This is a genomic window from Psychrobacillus sp. FJAT-21963 (assembly GCF_001420585.1).
Taxonomy (GTDB): Bacteria; Bacillota; Bacilli; order Bacillales_A; family Planococcaceae; genus Psychrobacillus.
On record NZ_LJIY01000004.1, the window covers coordinates 108,033 to 127,048 of the forward strand.

The 19,016-nt window shown below is 36.9% G+C and carries 21 protein-coding genes and 3 tRNA genes; 1 reads left to right on the forward strand and 23 read right to left on the reverse strand.

Going from position 1 to position 19,016, the window contains the following annotated elements; translation table 11 throughout:
- Position 1: 1 nt before the first annotated feature.
- The 18 genes from AN959_RS11275 to acpS form a co-directional block, all read right to left on the reverse strand.
- Positions 2-77 (reverse strand) — tRNA-Asp (locus AN959_RS11275).
- Positions 78-104: 27 nt separating this feature from the next.
- Positions 105-176: transfer RNA gene (locus tag AN959_RS11280), tRNA-Glu, on the reverse strand.
- 6 nt (positions 177-182) lie between these two features.
- Positions 183-257, reverse strand: a tRNA-Asn gene (locus AN959_RS11285).
- An 80-nt stretch (positions 258-337) separates the two neighbouring features.
- Positions 338-808, reverse strand: a complete 471-nt coding sequence (locus AN959_RS11290; RefSeq protein ID WP_056830848.1) for a SprT family protein — start codon at positions 806-808, stop codon at positions 338-340.
- Between the two features lie 59 nt (positions 809-867).
- Positions 868-3,036 (reverse strand): Tex family protein, encoded by a 2,169-nt coding sequence (locus tag AN959_RS11295; protein ID WP_056830850.1) that lies wholly within the window; start codon positions 3,034-3,036, stop codon positions 868-870.
- An 89-nt stretch (positions 3,037-3,125) separates the two neighbouring features.
- A complete protein-coding gene (locus AN959_RS11300) occupies positions 3,126-3,722 on the reverse strand; it encodes a PP2C family serine/threonine-protein phosphatase (RefSeq protein WP_056830852.1) in 597 nt (198 codons plus the stop codon).
- The gene (gene sigB, locus AN959_RS11305) at positions 3,719-4,504 is read right to left on the reverse strand and encodes an RNA polymerase sigma factor SigB (protein WP_056830854.1); all 786 of its coding nucleotides are present in this window, start codon (positions 4,502-4,504) and stop codon (positions 3,719-3,721) included. Before sigB ends, AN959_RS11300 begins: the two co-directional genes overlap by 4 nt.
- Positions 4,482-4,952, reverse strand: coding sequence for an anti-sigma B factor RsbW (rsbW, locus tag AN959_RS11310; protein ID WP_053591683.1), 471 nt, complete (start codon positions 4,950-4,952; stop codon positions 4,482-4,484). Before rsbW ends, sigB begins: the two co-directional genes overlap by 23 nt.
- Entirely contained in the window at positions 4,939-5,283 is a 345-nt protein-coding gene (locus AN959_RS11315) for an STAS domain-containing protein (RefSeq protein ID WP_056830856.1), read from the reverse strand. Before AN959_RS11315 ends, rsbW begins: the two co-directional genes overlap by 14 nt.
- Positions 5,284-5,352: 69 nt before the next feature.
- The gene (locus tag AN959_RS11320; protein ID WP_056830858.1) at positions 5,353-6,351 is read right to left on the reverse strand and encodes a PP2C family protein-serine/threonine phosphatase; all 999 of its coding nucleotides are present in this window, start codon (positions 6,349-6,351) and stop codon (positions 5,353-5,355) included.
- Between the two features lie 14 nt (positions 6,352-6,365).
- Entirely contained in the window at positions 6,366-6,767 is a 402-nt protein-coding gene (locus AN959_RS11325) for an anti-sigma regulatory factor (protein WP_056830860.1), read from the reverse strand.
- Between the two features lie 5 nt (positions 6,768-6,772).
- On the reverse strand, positions 6,773-7,135 hold the full coding sequence (locus AN959_RS11330; protein WP_053591679.1) for an STAS domain-containing protein: 363 nt from the start codon (positions 7,133-7,135) through the stop codon (positions 6,773-6,775).
- Positions 7,132-7,962: an STAS domain-containing protein gene (locus AN959_RS11335; protein WP_056830862.1), complete on the reverse strand. Its 831-nt coding sequence runs from the start codon at positions 7,960-7,962 to the stop codon at positions 7,132-7,134. The genes AN959_RS11330 and AN959_RS11335 overlap by 4 nt, the downstream gene beginning before the upstream one ends.
- 176 nt (positions 7,963-8,138) lie before the next feature.
- Positions 8,139-8,489, reverse strand: coding sequence for a type II toxin-antitoxin system PemK/MazF family toxin (locus AN959_RS11340; protein WP_053591677.1), 351 nt, complete (start codon positions 8,487-8,489; stop codon positions 8,139-8,141).
- A gap of 4 nt (positions 8,490-8,493) precedes the next feature.
- Positions 8,494-8,775, reverse strand: a complete 282-nt coding sequence (locus AN959_RS11345) for a transcriptional regulator (protein ID WP_231687494.1) — start codon at positions 8,773-8,775, stop codon at positions 8,494-8,496.
- Positions 8,776-8,890: 115 nt separating this feature from the next.
- Complete coding sequence (gene alr / locus AN959_RS11350) at positions 8,891-10,006, reverse strand: alanine racemase (RefSeq protein WP_056830863.1); 1,116 nt, start codon at positions 10,004-10,006, stop codon at positions 8,891-8,893.
- Positions 10,007-10,074: 68 nt separating this feature from the next.
- Positions 10,075-11,094 (reverse strand): outer membrane lipoprotein carrier protein LolA, encoded by a 1,020-nt coding sequence (locus tag AN959_RS11355; protein ID WP_056830865.1) that lies wholly within the window; start codon positions 11,092-11,094, stop codon positions 10,075-10,077.
- A 59-nt stretch (positions 11,095-11,153) separates the two neighbouring features.
- The gene (acpS, locus tag AN959_RS11360) at positions 11,154-11,507 is read right to left on the reverse strand and encodes a holo-ACP synthase (protein ID WP_053591673.1); all 354 of its coding nucleotides are present in this window, start codon (positions 11,505-11,507) and stop codon (positions 11,154-11,156) included.
- A gap of 66 nt (positions 11,508-11,573) precedes the next feature.
- On the opposite strand from acpS, the gene AN959_RS11365 reads away from it, so the two are divergent.
- Positions 11,574-12,206 carry a rhomboid family intramembrane serine protease gene (locus tag AN959_RS11365; protein ID WP_056830867.1) on the forward strand — a complete coding sequence of 211 codons (633 nt, stop codon included), beginning with the start codon at positions 11,574-11,576 and terminating at the stop codon, positions 12,204-12,206.
- 616 nt (positions 12,207-12,822) lie between these two features.
- Here AN959_RS11365 and AN959_RS11370 read toward each other — a convergent pair.
- The 5 genes from AN959_RS11370 to murF form a co-directional block, all read right to left on the reverse strand.
- Positions 12,823-14,328: a PH domain-containing protein gene (locus AN959_RS11370; protein ID WP_056831144.1), complete on the reverse strand. Its 1,506-nt coding sequence runs from the start codon at positions 14,326-14,328 to the stop codon at positions 12,823-12,825.
- Positions 14,321-14,800 (reverse strand): PH domain-containing protein, encoded by a 480-nt coding sequence (locus AN959_RS11375; protein ID WP_053591671.1) that lies wholly within the window; start codon positions 14,798-14,800, stop codon positions 14,321-14,323. The genes AN959_RS11370 and AN959_RS11375 overlap by 8 nt, the downstream gene beginning before the upstream one ends.
- 222 nt (positions 14,801-15,022) lie before the next feature.
- Complete coding sequence (locus AN959_RS11380; RefSeq protein WP_053591670.1) at positions 15,023-16,573, reverse strand: DEAD/DEAH box helicase; 1,551 nt, start codon at positions 16,571-16,573, stop codon at positions 15,023-15,025.
- A 337-nt stretch (positions 16,574-16,910) separates the two neighbouring features.
- Complete coding sequence (locus AN959_RS11385) at positions 16,911-17,627, reverse strand: carboxylesterase (RefSeq protein WP_056830869.1); 717 nt, start codon at positions 17,625-17,627, stop codon at positions 16,911-16,913.
- A gap of 21 nt (positions 17,628-17,648) precedes the next feature.
- Entirely contained in the window at positions 17,649-19,016 is a 1,368-nt protein-coding gene (gene murF / locus AN959_RS11390) for a UDP-N-acetylmuramoyl-tripeptide--D-alanyl-D-alanine ligase (protein ID WP_056830871.1), read from the reverse strand.

Below are 19,016 nucleotides of genomic sequence, written 5' to 3' on the forward strand. Positions count from 1 at the left end.
ATGGCGGTCCCGACCGGGATCGAACCGGCGATCTCCTGCGTGACAGGCAGGCATGTTAACCGCTACACCACGGGACCTTTGAGAACAAATTATATAATTAGAAATGACCCCTACGGGATTCGAACCCGTGTTACCGCCGTGAAAGGGCGGTGTCTTAACCGCTTGACCAAGGGGCCATATAATGGCTCCGAAGGTAGGACTCGAACCTACGACCGATCGGTTAACAGCCGATTGCTCTACCACTGAGCTACTTCGGAATAATTTTTGTCGTTTTGTTTTACTCGACTTTTTCTATTATAGAGAGCCTTTAACAAAACGTCAACCACTTTTCCGAAATTTATTTAGAAATTTTACTAGTAACTAAAACTAATTTCCCTAAACACTTGCCACACCTGTATTTCTCAGTATTTAATCGAATTTTTCGATTATATAGAAGTGAGCATTTTTCACATGAATACGTATAGATTTTCTTCCTTTTAATCACTTTAGGTTCAACGAGGGTCGAACAAAATCTTGGAGAGTTTGTTCTTTTTAGAAGTTCTCTAAAATCGGCATCTCTATGTTTATATCCTTTTCCCTCTATATGTAGGTGATAATGACAAAGTTCATGTTTTATAACACCAACTAATTCTTCCAACCCATGTTTTTCAAAGACTAGTGGGTTTATTTCGATATTATGTGTTCGCAACAAATACCTTCCTCCAGTTGTTCGGAGGCGCCTATTAAAGGTAGCTTCATGTTGAAAGTCTTTCCCAAAGATTGTTTTTGATACATTGCATACTAATTTTAAAAGTTTTTCATCTGTCATTTAACTCGCTCCTAAAAAAGAACTTGTCCAATGAGTGCTCATTGGACAATTCTTAACTCTCACACTTGTTCTTGTGGAGGTAGCATCGTAAGTGCGATTCTTCCTTTATTGGCGTCATACTGTTCTACCCATACAGTTACGATGTCTCCTAATGAAACGACATCAAGTGGATGTTTAACAAATCCTTTTTTCAGCTTAGATATATGAACTAGTCCATCTTGTTTTACACCTATATCGACAAATGCTCCAAAATCTACTACGTTTCGAACTGTTCCTTGGAGCTCCATTCCTGTTTGAAGATCTTCCATCTTAAGTACATCTTTTTTCAAAATCGGTTGCGGAAATGCTTCTCGTGGATCTCTAGTAGGTTTAATCAATGTATCCACTATATCTTTTAGAGTGATTTCACCAATCTCTAATTCCTTACTCACATCTGCAATATTAATATTCTTCAAGGCTTCTTCTGCCTCTTTAGATCCGATTTGAGACTTTTTCAATCCTGCAATTTCTAATACTTGTTCTGCAGCTTTATAGCTCTCTGGGTGAATTCCAGTGGCATCGAATGGATTTTTTGCATCCGGAACACGCAAGAATCCAATTGCTTGCTCATAGGTTTTAGCTCCAAGTCTAGGTATTTTCTTTAGCTGTGCTCTTGATGTAAATCTACCTTGTTCGTTTCTTAGATTCACGACATTTTCTGCTACTGTCTTAGATAGCCCTGAAACGTATTGTAGTAAGGATGCAGAGGCAGTGTTTACATTAACTCCAACCTGATTAACTGCAGTTTCTACTATAAAAGTAAGTGATTCGGATAATTTCTTTTGGGATACATCATGTTGGTACTGACCTACACCCACTGCTTTTGGATCGATTTTCACAAGTTCTGCAAGGGGATCTTGTAAACGTCTTGCTATGGAAACGGCACTTCGCTGCTCCACCTGCAAGTCAGGAAACTCATTTCTTGCAGTTTCCGATGCTGAGTAAACACTGGCACCTGCTTCATTGACAATAACGTACGCTACATCGCCCTCTACTTCTTTTAAGCAATCAACTATGAATTGCTCTGTTTCACGAGAAGCTGTCCCATTTCCGATTGCAATCAATGAAATTGGATACTTCTCTAAATAAGATAGAACTCTTTTTTTAGATCCTTCTACGTCCATTTTAGGCGCATGCGGATAAATAGCGGATACTTCTAATAATTTTCCTGTATCATCTACTACCGCCAACTTACACCCTGTTCGATATGCAGGGTCTACACCCAAAATTATTTTTCCTTTTAAAGGAGGTTGTAGTAACAGATTACGTAAATTTTCCGAGAATATATGAATTGCTTGTGCTTCTGCTTTTTCTGTCAGCTCCGTACGAATCTCTCTTTCAACAGATGGTTGAATCAAACGTTTGTAAGAATCTTCAATGGACATTTCTACATGTCCAACCGCATCACTGGAAGTGTTATTTGGAACCCATTGTAATTTCATAACACTAGTTACTTTTTCAATAGGAACTTGGATACTTACTTTTAGAACATCCTCTTTCTCACCACGATTTAAAGCTAGTGTTCTATGCGGTACTATTTTTTTCACCGGTTCTTCATATTCATAATACATTTCGAATATGTTTTTCTCATCCAATTCAGCCTTTTTGACGGAGGAAATCACTTTACCATCTGCTCTAGAGATATTACGTATTTGTTCACGAATTTTTGCATCATCTGCAAATTGTTCTGCTAGTATATCTCTTGCTCCTTGAAGAGCATCCTCAATAGTAAGAACTTCTAATTCTTCATTTAAATAATCAGTTGCTAATTTTTCTACCGACTCTTTTGGGAAAGTAAGTAGCAAGTTCGCTAAAGGTTCTAATCCTTTTTCTTTTGCAATCGTAGCCTTCGTTCTTCTTTTTTGTTTATAGGGACGATATAAATCCTCTACACGCTGTAGTACGGTTGCATTATTAATAGAAGTAATCAATTCTTCAGTTAACTTGCCTTGCTCGTCTATTAAGCGGATAACTTCTTCTTTTCGTTGTTCTAGCTGCTGTATGTAATTGTACCGATCTTCAATTGCTTTAATTTGCACCTCATCTAAAGATCCAGTTTGTTCTTTTCTATATCGTGCGATAAAGGGAACTGTATTTCCTTCTTCTAATAGTTTGATTACTTGTTCTGCTTGCGTAGTTTTAACGCCTGTTTCTTTTGAAACAAGCTGTAACATTTTTTTTATTTCCAAAACAAAGTCACCCTTTCCATATTGTATCTATTTTAACACAAGCCCCCTACTTGTCTAAACTGAACCAAACAAAAAAGCTTACCCTAATGCTAGAGTAAGCTTCCTGCGATAAATGTTGCATCATCACCATGCTTGATAATGTCAATTAAAGATTCATATAAACATTTGGTGCTATTCGCCCTTTTTAATGTTTCTTTCGGATTCTTTAATTCTACTCCATCCGAGTGCATCAGGAATTTATCCTTTTCAGAGTAAGAGTAAGTTTGAGTGCGAAACTTTTGCTTCCTACCAGATAGATAGCCCATTACAGGTAAAGGATATATCATTTTGTCTGTTTTACTTTGATACATGTAAAATTTAATATTGCCAACGCAACTATACGAAATAGTTTTGTTTTTTAAATCTGCTCTTACAATTGCAACTGCGGCGCCTCTCTTTTGAAACATTCTTTCATTGCAAAGTAACAGCAAATCATCCAAAGACTCATTTAGGTTGTTAGCAAGAATCTCAGGCATTACATCTGCTGATTCTTTTGCAACCGGACCATTTCCTAGTCCATCCGCAATCGCACAAAGTAAGAAATCATCATCTTTATAAATATAGTACGTATCCCCAGAGTCCAAGTTACCTGTTTTAGCTTCTTGATAGACTAAAACGTCTACCGATTCATCTGAAATATATTTCACTCTTCTACTCCACCTGACGCTAATATTGCTGCTTGCAATTTTTTTATAGCTTTTCTTTGAATTCTAGAAACATGCATTTGAGAAATCCCCAAACGATCGCCAGTTTCCTTTTGACTTAATTGCTCAATATATGTAAACTGAATTATTTCTTTTTCTCGTTCAGAAAGTATATTTAAAGCATTAGCTACAAGTAAACGTTGATCTGTTTTCTCGTACTCTCCGTCTGTGTTTCCAATAACGTCAAAAAGAGTGATAGTACTTCCATCAGAATCTGAATCCAGCGAATGGTCCATAGACAGAGCCTGATAGCTTTTACCCATTTCCATCGCTTCTAAAACATCTTCTACTTCTACTCCTAAATAATCCGCTATTTCTGGGACTAACGGTGATCGCTGATATTCAATGGTTAACGTTTCTACCGCTGCACGAATACGCGGTCCTAGCTCTTTAATTCTTCTAGGAACATGGACCGCCCAAGTTTTGTCACGTAAAAACCGTTTAATTTCACCAATTATCGTTGGAATTGCAAATGCTTCAAAGTTCCTTCCAAAGGATGGATCATATCTTCTAATAGCACCTAAGAGTCCAAGCATCCCAACTTGTACTATATCCTCATGATGTGACTTACCATTCGAATATTTACGCGCAATCGATTCCACGAGTCTAGTGTAATTTAATACGAGATTCGTTTGTGCTTCTTCACTCTCATTTTGTTGATAATCTTCAATCCACTTTAAAATTTGTTCCTTTGATTGTTTGTTATGAAGAGATGTGTTCGACATTTTCATCCACCTGCTCTACTCCGACATACTTCGTCATAAATACAGTTACACCCTCTTGGTGATGGACTTTAACCTCATCCATTAACGTTTCAATCAAATATAACCCTAGGCCGCCTTCCCGTAGAAATGAACCTTCTTCTAAATCGTGATACGGTCCAACTTTAGCTTTTGTTTCCTCAAAGTTAAAGCTCTTTCCATGATCTGCTACCATTATTTCTAGTTTATCTTCATAAACGGCACATCCAATTACTACTTCGCCTTCTTCATCCTCTGTATAAGCATGTTGAACAGCATTAGTAATGGCTTCACTAGCGGCTATTTTTAAGTCCTCTATATCGTCATATGTAAATCCAATTCGGTTTGCCAACCCGGAAATTGTTAAACGAGCAACACTTACATACTGTGGCTTTGCAGGCAATCGAATTTCAACATAATCAAACGGTTTCATCTATTTTCACCTCTTTACTAACTGCTTGAATATCCATAATCTCTCCTAAACCAGTTATATCAAACAATCGTTTTAAACGAGATGAAAGACCAGTTAATTCTAAGTGACTATTGGAAGCTTTAACGCTTTTGTAAAAGCCAACAAAAACTCCTAAACCTGTACTATCCATATATGATACATCTTTCAAGTTCAATTCAACTTGAAGATTTTCTGCTAATTGAATTTCTGCTAATTTTTCTCGAAGAATAGGTGCGGTAAAAGCATCAATTTCGCCTTTAATAATCCCTGTCACCTTCATGTTTTCTTCTAATAACTCTACTGTAATATTCATTATTTTATCCCCCGTTTTCGCTATCTATAGTAATCTATACCACATTTTAGCCAGTGATAAACATTTCTATTACATTTTCTTTAAGATGACCAATGTAAAATCATCTCGTTGTTCGAAGTCCTGTAACTCTTCTAACTTATGGAATACGTATTCAACCATTACTTGCGCAGGTTCATTTTTCACACTTTCAATGATTTCCATCACCTTTTGTTGTTCGATGAAGCCTTCCTTCGAGCGACACTCTGTCACACCGTCTGTCATCATGACAACAAAATCACCTTTATCTAATACAATAGATTGTTGTTCATATTTAACATTTGGAATAACACCAAGGAGTAAGCCTTTTGCCTGTAACTCTTTAAAGCTACTGCTTTTTTCACAATAAAATAATGGTGGTTCATGTCCAGCAGAAGCGTAAGTAAACTCGTTATTCGTTGAATCATATGTTCCATAAAACATCGATATAAACATCGAATCACTAACACTTTTCTCTACGATCCTATTAATAATATCCAAAACAACAACAGGTTCTGTTTTTGCTCCTGATAAACCATCCATCCCATACTTAATCATCGACATACAAAGTGCAGCGGGAATTCCTTTTCCAATAACATCAGCTACAGCTATACCTAAGTTTGTTTCGTCACTTAAGAAATAAGCATAATCACCATTCATTTCTTTTGCAGGGACAGAAATCATTCCAATATCTAAACCAGACATATTTGGAACTTTTGTTTTTAGCAATGTTTTTTGAACGTTTGCAGCTAGTTCCATTTCCATTTTAAAATTTTCTTGTTTTTTTATTAAAGTTTGATGCTCTTTTAGCGCCAAACCATAGTGAATCATCACTTCTATTAATAAATCAAAAGAATGTGAGACGTTCTCAGGTAACTCGGGCATTATTTCTTCTAAAGAGGCCTTATGTATGCTTATAACATCTTCTGGGGAGATGTTCTTCTGTATAAGTTGCTTACTAAAGTTTTGCCCCTCATATAAATTATGCTCTGTTTGCCTTAACGTATAATCTTTTAATATATTTTTATATTCTCGTTTAAACTCTTGAGGCACTCCTCAATCACCTCCTATCTAAGCCACTTAGTAGCACTAATCTTTGTACCCTCTCCAATTACTGTCTCAATCTTAAAATTATCCATCAAACGTTTCACACCAGGAAGTCCTGCACCTAGTCCACCGGAAGTGGTATAACCATCTTCCAAAGCTTTTCGAACATCCGCAATTCCTGGGCCTTCATCCGATGCGGTAACTAATAACCCTTTAAGATTGCCTTCTGTAATATGGTTGATCTCTATCTTTCCTTTTCCAGCATATAAATAAATATTACGAGCAAGTTCACTGATAGCTGTAGTAATTCTTGCTTGGTCGACTGTTCCAAAGCCTACTTCTTTTGCTTTGTTTCTTCCAAGCTGCCTAGCAGCAACAATGTCCCACTCTGTTATAATATCAACAGAAGACTCAAAGTTCATATGGATTAGGCCTCCAATTCTCGTTCTAATTTTTCCAATCCATTTTCTAAGTCCAGGGCTGTTACTATATTTTCTAGTCGAATCCCTAATTCTATCAATGTAATTGCTACTGCAGGCTGAATTCCAGTGATGACAACTTTTGCTCCCATAAGACTAGACATACTAATAACATCTCCTAGCACTTTTGCGATGAAGGAATCGATAAAGTCGATTGGAGTTAAATCTAGCACTACCCCTCTTGCAGAAGTAGTATGAAGCTTGTCCAATAAATCCTCTTGAAAAGAAATTGCCGTTTGATCATCTAGCTCCCATTGAATAGAAACGATTAAGCAGTCTTTTAATTTTAATATTGGAATTCTTGTTTTCATTGTTCATCCACCTCTACAATAGCTCGATTTGTAAGAGCAAGCGCCTGCTCGACTCCTTTTTGCATTGTGCTAGTTGTTGTAAAATCATTTAAATTGATGCCAAGTGCAACGATTGTTTGTGCAATTTCTGGTCGAATACCAACAAGCATACATTTTGCGCCAACTAAACGAACGGCATCTGCCGCTTGAATAATATGGTGCGCTACCATGGTATCTACAACTGGAACACCTGTAATATCTAGCAATACGACTTCCGCTCTATGTTTTACTACACCATGCAATAAATTTTCCATGATCAATTTTGCTCGTTCCGTATCAATTGTACCTACTAAAGGCATTACTGAAATTTTGTCGAACATCGGAATAAGAGATGCAGATAACTCCTGCAAAGCCATTTTTTGTACTTGTACGGTTCTATCCCATACTTTTGAATACGCTTCGACAATACTATGTGTTAGTGGTGTCATCCAGTTATTAATAATTTCCATATATGATTGAATATTCTGTTCATTTAAATAACCGTCTTCATCCATTTTTACATAGAGAACATTCGTAAAATTAGTTAGCGCTTTTAACACGAAAGAAACGGACCATCCGTATTGTACTACTTTGACCGAGAACTCATTTAACTTTACTTTATATATTTCTTCACTTTCAGTTAAACTAGATATAATCAGATCTCCAAATTCACGTACAGTGCTATTAATAACTTGATCGGACATTATTTGAAAAAATCGATCGTCGTTCTCCTCTTCCATTTTCACTGTCCACTTTTCTAATATTTCATCTAAATGCTCGTGAATATACCCAGCAATTTGTTTATTCATTTTATTACATACAACTCCTCAATCAAAATTGTTAGTATTATTGTATCGAATATTCATTTACTTTACATCTTTTTCAACTACTCTAAATAGATTACGTTATTACATAGTTTAACATATATTAAAAAATAAAAAACACGATGTGTCTCGTCGGTCACACATCGTGTTTTATCTATGTATTAAAATTTTACAATTCCTAAGCTTATACCTAAAGCATGATCTACTTCATCCATTACATCTTCATCAAGATGTGTAATTTTATCAGTAAGTCGTGATTTATCTATCGTTCGTAGCTGTTCTAATAAAATAACAGAATCACGTTCGAAATCATACTGTTTTGCATTTATTTCAACATGTGTCGGCAATTTTGCTTTTTGTATCTGTGCGGTAATTGCTGCAATGATGACAGTAGGACTAAATCGATTACCAATATCATTTTGTATCACCAAAACGGGTCTGGTGCCCCCTTGCTCAGACCCTATTACTGGTGATAAATCTGCGAAAAAAACGTCCCCACGTTTTACGATCAAGTTTTCATCCTCCACTTACGAGTCGCTCTGTCGTATGTTGAGCTTCATACTCTGCATGTAAACACTCAGTGCAGATAGTTAAGTTTATATGAGACATTTCAACATAGCCCTTCATCATCGCTTCTCTTATAAGATTTGACTGGCCTTTCTTCATATATTCCTTTGCCTGTACACGTACAATACCTTCACTACCAGCTAATGATTGTTTTACGGTTTTTACTCCTTCATTAACCATTTGCTTTGGAAGCTGAATAATCGCTTCCTTTTTCTTTTTATCACTTACCACAGCAAACACCTCCGACAAAACATTTCCCTATATGACAATATACTTTATATTACCACTACTATCAGCGAAATAAAAGACATAATAAGAAATGGTTTGACAAATTCTGCTTGTAGTATTATTTTGTCGAAGTTTTATTACTGTATACCCTTGGTATTCTATTAGAGAGCATGCAACAAACTTCATATGGTATTGTTTCTAGTGCATCTGCCCATTCTTCGATTTTGATTTCTTCCGTTTTTTGTTTGCCTATTAGAACTACTTTTTCACCTATAGAAACGGGTTGTTTTAGTCGAATCATGCATTGATCCATGCAAACCCTTCCTACTATTGGTACCCTTTTTCCTTTTATTAAAACTGCCTGGTTTTGCAACTTTCTCAACAGTCCATCTGCATATCCAATAGGAAGTGTTACAATCCATTCATCTTCTTCAGCTTTGTATGTAGCCCCATAGCCTATCGGTGTTCCTTTTTCCACTTTTTTAACGTGCACCACTTCAGTTTCGAGAGATAGCGCTCTTTTTAAAGGGAAAGGTAAACAATTATCCATAAATAGAGAAGGAGCAATACCGTACATGGAAATTCCATAACGAACTGCATCCCAAGATTGATCGGGATACCTTAAAGCAGCAGCACTATTCGATGTATGAACCATGTCCGGTTTTCTTTCGAATAATGAAAGCATACGTGCAAAATTAGCTACTTGCTTATGAAAATGTTCTTTATCTTCTTCATCAGCTGTGGAAAAATGCGTGAATACGCCAGTTACTTGTAGATATTTTTTTTGATCGATAAATGCTATTGCCTCTTTTAGTTCTTCTTCTTTTACGAAACCGATTCTTCCCATACCACTATCTATTTTCAAATGAACTTTAAGCGATTCATCTTGAACGGTTTGGAGCCATTCAAGAGAATACGCGGTTAATGTAATATTCAACTCAGAGGCTTTAGAGAAAAAAGATGCTGGTGCTGCTCCGAGTACAAGAAGTTCAGCTGTTATTCCTGCCTCTCTAATATGCAGTGCTTCCTCTGGAGTCGCAACTGCTAATACTTTAGCACCAGCATTTAATGCGGCATTTGCCACTTCTATATCGCCATGCCCATAGGCATTCGCCTTTACTACCGCAATTATTTGTGTGTGCTTTGGGAGTGTTTGCTTCAATTGTTGTATATTTGATTGGATTGCTTTTAAGTTTATTTGAATGAATGTTGGTCGATACAATAATTGCGACATGGAACTTACCTCTTTTTCATTTTTAGTGTTTATTATCCTCCTCTTACGAAGGAGTAGTCAACACTCAATCACTTCGGTTCAGCTACGGACATGGAGGATGCTACTTCTATCATTTCTTCTTTAGATAAGGATGACGAAGCTAGGAAGAAGGACATTCCATCTTTTTCCCAAGAAATAGATTGATCCGTTACAGCACCAATAGCAAATCCTAAATCAACTGGATCTCCTGGTGCAAATACTGGAATCGTTGAAGAAGTACTCTTCTCCGTAAGCTGTTGAATAATTGTAAACTCTTTTTCACCGCTAAATGTTAAAATAACTCTCTTATCACCATCTACTTCTAAAACCTTCTCATCAATTAAATGCACTTGATCAATTTGCGCCATTGGATAGTGTGTTTCAAATTCAGCATTTTCCATATCTGCTGAAGCTTCTACTGTCCCTTCATCTGCTTGACCAGTTGGAGATTGTTCAATTTTGAATTCATCCGCAGTATGAACTTTACCCAATGTCACCTTATTAAATTTAATGTGAATTTGTTCTTCTTTATTTTCATTTAAGATAGAAACATCCGTTGGTAATAATGTCTTTTTGTCGATATAGATTTTTTGGAACGGTAGCATGTTTTTATGGTTATTATTTGTTTTTGTTTCAAAGACGTATTTATTACCTTCTTCTTTAAATTTGGCAGATTTGTCTTTTTTAATGTCTTCCGCAAGAGAACCTATTAAATAGGCTTGGCTATTTTCAGATGGCCATTTGCTTTGGAATTTATACGTTTTGTTAAGTGCAGGTGTTACAACAAAAACTCCCTCTTTGTTTCGAACAATCATTTGCGTATTTTCTTCTTTTGCGTCAGCAACTTTCACACGGTAAAAATCTGGTTTTGTGTGCCATACTTCCACTTGATAAACTCTTGGATCTTGACCCGTTTGAATACTCATTTCTGCTGTCAGTTCATACCCTTTCGTATCTATCCATTTGTTGCTCAACTTTTTCAAAACGTCTTCTTTGGATTGGGCCCCACATGCAGAAAGTATCAGGATCATCGTTAATGCAAACAACAATTTAGCCAGTCGGCTCTTCAAATCAGTCCACCCTTTCTATTATCACTGCGTTCGTTCATTGTATGTAGGTGGACTACCATTTATGATTCCAGAATTACTTGAGCAGCTGCATATTCTTTTGTATGGGTGATTGAAACAAATCCATTTACTAGCTTTCCTTTAAAATAAAGGGTTGGTCTTCCACTAGTCTCTCGAATTATTTCAATATCTTGAAAACTACAGTTTTTGCCGATTCCAGTTCCCTTTGCTTTGGAAAAAGCCTCTTTTGCAGCAAAGCGTCCTGCTAAAAATTCTATTTGTCTGTTTTCGGATAACCCTTGCATCTGCTCGATTTCTTTTTTTGTAAGAATACGTTCTTCGAATTTATTTGTTTTATTTTTAATTGATTTCACTCTATGTAGTTCTGTAATATCTAATCCAATTCCAGTAATCACGATGTTACTCCTTTCAAATGCCGCTAATACAGGCTATACTATTATTAGAAAATTTGAGGTGACGATATGTTTGTAAGAAGAGAAAACTTTAAGCAATATATTAAGTTATATCCTGTTGTGTCTATTTTACTTGCTTTGAATATTGTTATCTTTATTCTAACGGGTATTCCAATTCTAGGGGATCAATTATTTAATTTAGGAATTGGTTTTAATTTGCTCATTAGTGAAGGTGAGTATTGGCGATTAATATCACCAATGTTTTTACATGCTAGCTTTATGCATTTGCTTTTCAATATGTTCTCTTTGTATCTGTTTGGTCCAGAGCTAGAGCGATTAACTGGAAAAGCACGCTTTTTAACAATATACTTCCTATCTGGACTTGTCGGTAATATTGTTACCTATTTAATTCAAGATTGGAATTATATGAGCGTTGGTGCTAGTGGAGCAATCTATGGTATTTTGGGAGCATTTGGCGCTTTAGTTTATTATACGAAAAATTTATTGCCACAGTTAAAACAAATTATCTTGCCTATCATTGTAATTGGTGTGGTGATGACATTCCTTCAAGCAAATATTAATGTTACTGCCCATATAGCGGGGCTAGTTACAGGGTTTATCATTGGGTTAATATACTTCCACCCAAAACGAATCGCAGCATGGAAAAAGAAAAAGAACAAGAACAAATTGAAGGTTTTATAAATTTTAAATAGAAGAGGCTGTCCTGAAAGTCAAAAAAATGACTTTTAAGGGCAGCTTCTTTCTTCGTAGCTTCTATTAAAAAATATGATAGATTTCCGTTCCAGGCGGACGCTTTCCGCGGGCGAGCGCCGAGCCTCCTCCGCAGCTCACGCTACGTGCGGGGTCTCGGACTGTCTCGCTTTCCCGCAGGAGTCGCCGCCTTTCACCCCAATCAATTACTTCACTCAATCAACATTATTAGATGGAAACACAAAAGCAGATGGAGAAAAAAGAGTCGTTTATCTCCATCTGCTTTATTTTAGGGACTTATTGGACAGCCCCTCAGCTTGACGAGAATAGTATTTTTATAAACGTTATGTATAAAGAAATCTTCCAAAAGAGATTACTTTATCCATTTAAAAGTAAAGATAGTAGATATCTATAAAAAATTGTTTATAAGGTAAGGACCACCACGAAGACTCCTGTGGGAACAGCTTGAGCAGAAGACCCCGCAGGAACGCAGTGACGAGGAGGCTGAAGCCAAGCCCACGGAAAGCGAAGTGGTGGTCCTTGCCGAATATAATTATACAACTCTATGCACCCAAAATTAAGTTTGTCTACAGTCTAAAAAAACAGCCTATTCCGGCTGTTCTTTTTCTATCATATGAGGTTTGAATGGTTCATACCAATTGAGTAGCTTTTCTGCATCCGATTTATCTAAATGAGGAACAGTGGATGATTCGCCACCTATTCCCGATTTAATAGTGGTGATAACGGATGATATGTTTTGTCTTTTTTGAAAATAAGTCGTTCTTTCCGTCATAGACTGGATGCGTCTCTTTTCCATCCAAATCGTTACTTTACTAATATTTCGATAGCGCATTATTAAGTGCTGTCCCTCTATTGCATATCCAGCAGTTCGATGTTGCCACATTCCTAAGAGGTAACTTAGAGGAATTAAAATAAGCGACAGGAGCCCAAACGGATAAAAAAAGTAAATAACAGCCGCACATATAGGAATAATCCAGAGATAATCTAGTCGGTAGAAAAACCTTCTCGATTTCTTCGGAACTTTTGTGAATGTTGGTTCCATATGAATTTCATGAAAAATCTGTTCCAATACGTGATTGATTTCTGCTTTTTTTATTAAAGGTAGCAGTCGAATCTTTTCATCCTTCTCTGCAAGGGACCCACCCGCACTATCTACAATAACTGATGCAAATCCTGTCCATTGCCGAAGAGGATTTTCCACAATCCTTACCCCTTGAATTCTAGAAAGTGGTAGCGTGATTTTCTTCTTTTCCAATAACCCTCTTGTAATAATTATCTCGTCATCTTCTACACGAATAGTGAAGTCATAATAATTAATAATGGTAAGCACTACAGATACAATCCAGGCAACCAATAAAACAAGGAAAACAGCCAATGCTATTAGAAGGGCTCCAAAACGAATGAACACTACTATCTCATCATATATTTTTTCATAGGGGATGATATTGGAAAATTGGGAAGCAAATACGGCTATCCCCGAGAAAAATACTCCCATACCACCAGAAGTGCTCGCTAAGACAAATAAATCTTTCATCGAAATTTTAAAAATCGGTCGCGTCTCTACTTTTACAACTTCTTCTATTAGAATCGATTCATCTATTTCTATTTCTTCTGATTGCTTATTTTTAGCTATAAGCATTTCTTTTTTTATTTGTTCAGCGGCATGTTTTGTTATTGCGGTTAATTCGGCGTCCGCTTCTTTTGTTGGTCCGCCACCAGCTGTTTCAACTTTTACTTTAACAAGACCGAATGGTCGATGAAAAATACCCTCTGTATAGTTTAAGCTTTGAATACGATCAAATGGAATATATCGTTTTTTCTTGACGAACAATCCATACTCGATTCGCAATTCTTCATCCTCGAACCAATATCTAAACCGTTTCCACTTGATGATACCGCTAACTAATAGAAATATTAGAACAACAGCATAAATACCTGATGTAATATAAGAATACCAACCATCTGATTCGGTACTTGTTCCAAAACCATTTAACACCACGACAGCTATTAACGGCACAATCATATCTTTTAAAACTTTCACAAAGTTAATAACAGCGGAGATTGGGTGTAGCTTATATTTTTCGTTAGACATCATCTTCCGCCACCCTTGCAAGTACAGAAATTCTTCCCCTTAGTTCATCTGCTTCTTCTGTAATGAGTGCAGGAATAGTATGATTCGTCGCTGCAGTAGAAATAGTAATAGAAGCTAAATCGTACTTTCTTAATATTGGACCTTGCTCCGTATCAACATGTTGGACACGAACCATTGGTACCAACGTTCGCTTCACTACAAATAATCCATGCTGTAATTCAATTTCTTGTTCACGTACTTCATAACGCCAGCGCATCCATCTTACTTTGGGAAATAAGTAAATCAATAAATATGCGATCAATAATACAACTGCTCCTACAACTATGTATAACCAAATAAAGTTCCCATTAAAATAATTTATAACACTTACTCCAACTCCAAGCAAAATCGCAAGGAGCGTTTGAAAGATTCCATAAATTCTCCACACGCGAAGCCCTTTTTCAGATATCCGATTTATTGGTTCTGTTCTCATTGTAAACACCTCTTCTCTTGTCATTGTATACGATTTGTAAGACAAAATGTTTCAAAATTTTTAGGAATGTTTCTCGCAGTCTATCAAGTTTTAATAGAGTCATCCGTTTTTTTGAGAGAGCCAACCGATTATTCCGTGGTTCGATTATCCTTGGCTTTTTAATTTTACATAAAAAAAGGATGAATCCACATCGAAATGTAAGATTCATCCTTTGAGTTAATTTTAGTTTTCGTTACGTGGTGAACGAGTTCTAGTGCTACGTTGAGTAGAGCCATCACGTGGACCACTGCTACGACGTGAGCTGCTAGGACGACCACCGCCACCTGAACGTGAACCCCCACGATCGCTACCTCCACGACCTGAAGAACTGCGTCCCGCGCCGCCACCACTGCGATTACCTTTGTAACCACCGCCGCCACTGCGTCCGCCACCACCGCTACGCTCTCTACGAGCTGGTAATGGACGTTCTTCAGAAAGTGCGATTGGCGTATCATCTGGTTCTTTCGTCAATGATTTAATTGCTGCAGCAATTACATCAACAGCTTCAAACTTTTCAAGCATTTCCGAAGCTAATGTGCGGTAATCACCTAAATCATTTTTGTTCACGATTTCTGATAATGTTTCAATCGCAACACGTTGTTGGCCGACTAACGCTTCGTCTGAACTTGGTGGACGAAGAGGTGTCATACGTTTTTTCGTAGTATCCTCTACGATACGTAAGTAACCCATTTCTCTTGGTGTTACGAAAGTTACAGCGATACCATGTTTTCCTGCACGGCCTGTACGACCAATACGGTGAACATAGCTTTCAGGATCTTGTGGAATATCAAAGTTATATACATGTGTTACACCAGAAATATCTAATCCACGTGCTGCTACATCTGTTGCAACAAGGATATCAATTTTATTTGATTTGAATTGTTTTAATACAGACATACGTTTCGCTTGGCTTAAATCTCCGTGAATTCCTTCCGCTAGGTAACCACGAATGCTTAGTGCTTGAGCTAATTCGTCTACACGACGTTTTGTACGACCGAAGACTATTGCAAGCTCAGGTTGGTGTACATTTAATATTCTTGAAAGAACATCGAACTTTTCACGCTCTGTAGCTTTTACGAAGAACTGTTCAATGTTTTCAACAGTCATTTCTTTAGACTTGATTTTTACTTCTACTGGATCTTTCATGAATTTATCAGCAATTTTACGAATTGGTCCTGGCATTGTAGCTGAGAACAATAATGTTTGTCGTTCATCAGGAACACTTTCTAAAATTGTATTGATGTCTTCGATGAATCCCATGTTAAGCATTTCATCTGCTTCGTCTAAGATAAGAGTTTGAACTTGATCAAGTTTTAACGTACGACGGTTGATGTGGTCAAGAATACGACCAGGTGTACCAACGATTACTTGAGGTTTGTTTTTAAGTGCACGGATTTGACGACCAATTTCTTGACCACCATATACAGATAAAAGACGAACCTTTTTGTCGTAACCTAATTTATAAAGCTCTTCCGAAACTTGGATTGCAAGTTCACGAGTTGGAGCGATAATAAGTGCTTGTATATTAGGGTTTTTTGTATCGATTTTTTCAATCATAGGGATACCAAAAGCAGCAGTTTTACCTGTACCTGTTTGTGCTTGGCCAATAATATCGCGGCCTTCCATAGCATGTGTAATAGTACCTTCTTGGATTGGTGTTGCCTCTTCAAAACCCATGCGTTGAACGGATTTTAGTGTAGAAGCGCTAATATTTAATTCTGAAAAATTTGTCAAAATTTTAATCTCCTTTTTGTTCTGTTTTGACAAATGGTTACATTTTCAGATGAAATTGCGGCAAATTCGAGCCTATACGAGGAACGTTTCCGTTTCTTAAAATTCTCTGTGGTTTTCAGTTCAGAGGGGTCTTATTTAAAGGGAAAGCCCGGTCTTTTGCCGAGCGGTTCGTTATAGAGTAATTACTCTGATTACTTCAACAAACCGTTATGTTCAAAAAAAAGTACTCTTCAATAAAAAGCTGAAGAGTCTTCACACAAAATGTATCCATTGCTCTTTACAGTCTATCATGCTATATCCTACGTTGCAACGAATAAGCAACTGTTATAATAATTAGTTAATTACTCCCTATACTTTCCACCTCTTCTTCCATTAAAAATTGGAGTGCTTTATTATACCAACCTACACTGTCGTCACTATAACATATATGGTGTTTTCCAACCTCGGAATAAATAAGTTCTTTTTTATCTGATCCTAATTGGTCAAATAAGAACTGGGCAGTAGTATAAGGTACAATCCCATCTTTTTTTCCTTGGACTAGACAGATTGGTATTTTAATTTGGCCATAATAAGGTTCAACCATACGTACTAAACGCATAAATTCTATCGTGGCATGAATTGGAGTAGCTTTCAATTTAGCTCTATACAATTTATATAGGCTGTTATCTTCAAGTTTTCCAGTCATAGCTTCCTTTGCAATCTCTCGGATGTCTTGAAGTAACTGAGTAGGATAAATGTATTTGGCTGCTGCGCTTAGTAAAATCAATTTATCGATTTTATAACGATTTGCTAAATATAGCGCAATTACACCACCCATAGAAAATCCAATAATAAACAAACGATCTACTTCTTTTTGTAGCTGTCTAAGTGCTAGCTCTGCTTCCATCATCCAATTTTCTGCGGATATTTTTTCAAGCGATAGCGTTTCCCCATGGCCTGGAAGAGTAGGAACAACAAATTTCCAGTCTGTATTTGCATGTAAATAATCTACAAAAGGTTGCACCTCATATGGTCCACCTGTAAATCCGTGTATGCAAAGTACTCCTGTTTTCATGTTGCCCCTCCATTCCCGTTTCTATTTTTGAAACGGTTCAATAACTCTTTCTAATTTCATACCCCGAGACCCTTTTACTAAAACAATTGATTTTTCGTTTATACGCTTTTCTAAAAATAATATGAGTTGTTCATAGTCATTTTCAACCCAAATAATACTGTCTTCATTAAATTTCTCGACTAATCGACCGTATAACCATTCCATTCTTGGTCCAAATAAACAAACTCCTGTAAATACATCATTAGAAATAAACTCACTCATTTGTTCATGGTATTGCTTTTCATTTTCACCAAGCTCTAGCATATCTCCAAGTACAAGCCACTTAACTGGTTTAATCGATGAGCTTTCCAAAAATGATATAGCGGCTTTCATTGAAGTTGGTGCTGCGTTGTATGCATCATTAATAAAAATAGAGCCATTTGAAGCTTCGATCACCTGCATTCGCATATCGGTTAAGACGATTTTTTTCAATGCATCTCGCATTTGCTCAGCAGTTAAGCCAACCTCTTTCCCGATTAATAAAGCAGCCAATGTATTTTTCACTTGATGCTCTCCAAGAACAGGAATAGACATTTCTTCGTTTAACTCCCCGGCTACACGGAAAGTGCTTCCTTGTTCTGTAAAATTCACTTCAATAATAGATAAATCATTTTGTTTATTGAGGCCAAAGGATTTCGTCTGTATAGAAGGAGCATTTTCCACAAATGGGCGTAATAATGGTTCATCCCCATCATAAAACAGCTGTCCATTTGCCTTTAATCCAGATATGATTTCAAATTTAGCCTTCGCGATTCCTTCTCGGGAACCAAGGTCTTGCATATGTGCTTCCCCTATGTTGGTAATTACTGCATACATAGGCTTTGCAAGATTAGATAAAAATTCAATTTCTCCAAATGAACTCATACCCATCTCAAGTACAGCAAACTCCGTGTCATCTTCAAGAGAAAGAATCGTTAAAGGCAATCCAAGCTCATTATTAAAATTGCCTTCCGTTTTTTTCACCCGAAAATAGGGAGATAACATTCCGGCAACTAAATCCTTTGTTGAAGTCTTCCCATTAGATCCTGTTATACCAATGAAAGTAGCTTTCAATTCTTCACGATACGCTACCGCCATCTGCTGAAGTGCCTTTTCCCCACTTTCTACGAATAAAAGAGGAACATCTTCTGGAGGATTTGGTTCATCTTTTAACCAAAAAGACGCTGCTGCTCCCTTATCAAAAGCATCCTTCACAAAACGATGGCCATTTACATTTTCCCCACGAAAAGGGATAAATATGTCCCCAGGTTGCAGCGTTCTTGTATTAATTGATACACCAGTCACTTGTGGATTCAGTGCAGGTTTTTGTATCCCTAACCAATCTGCGATTTCTTGTAAGTATTTTTTCAA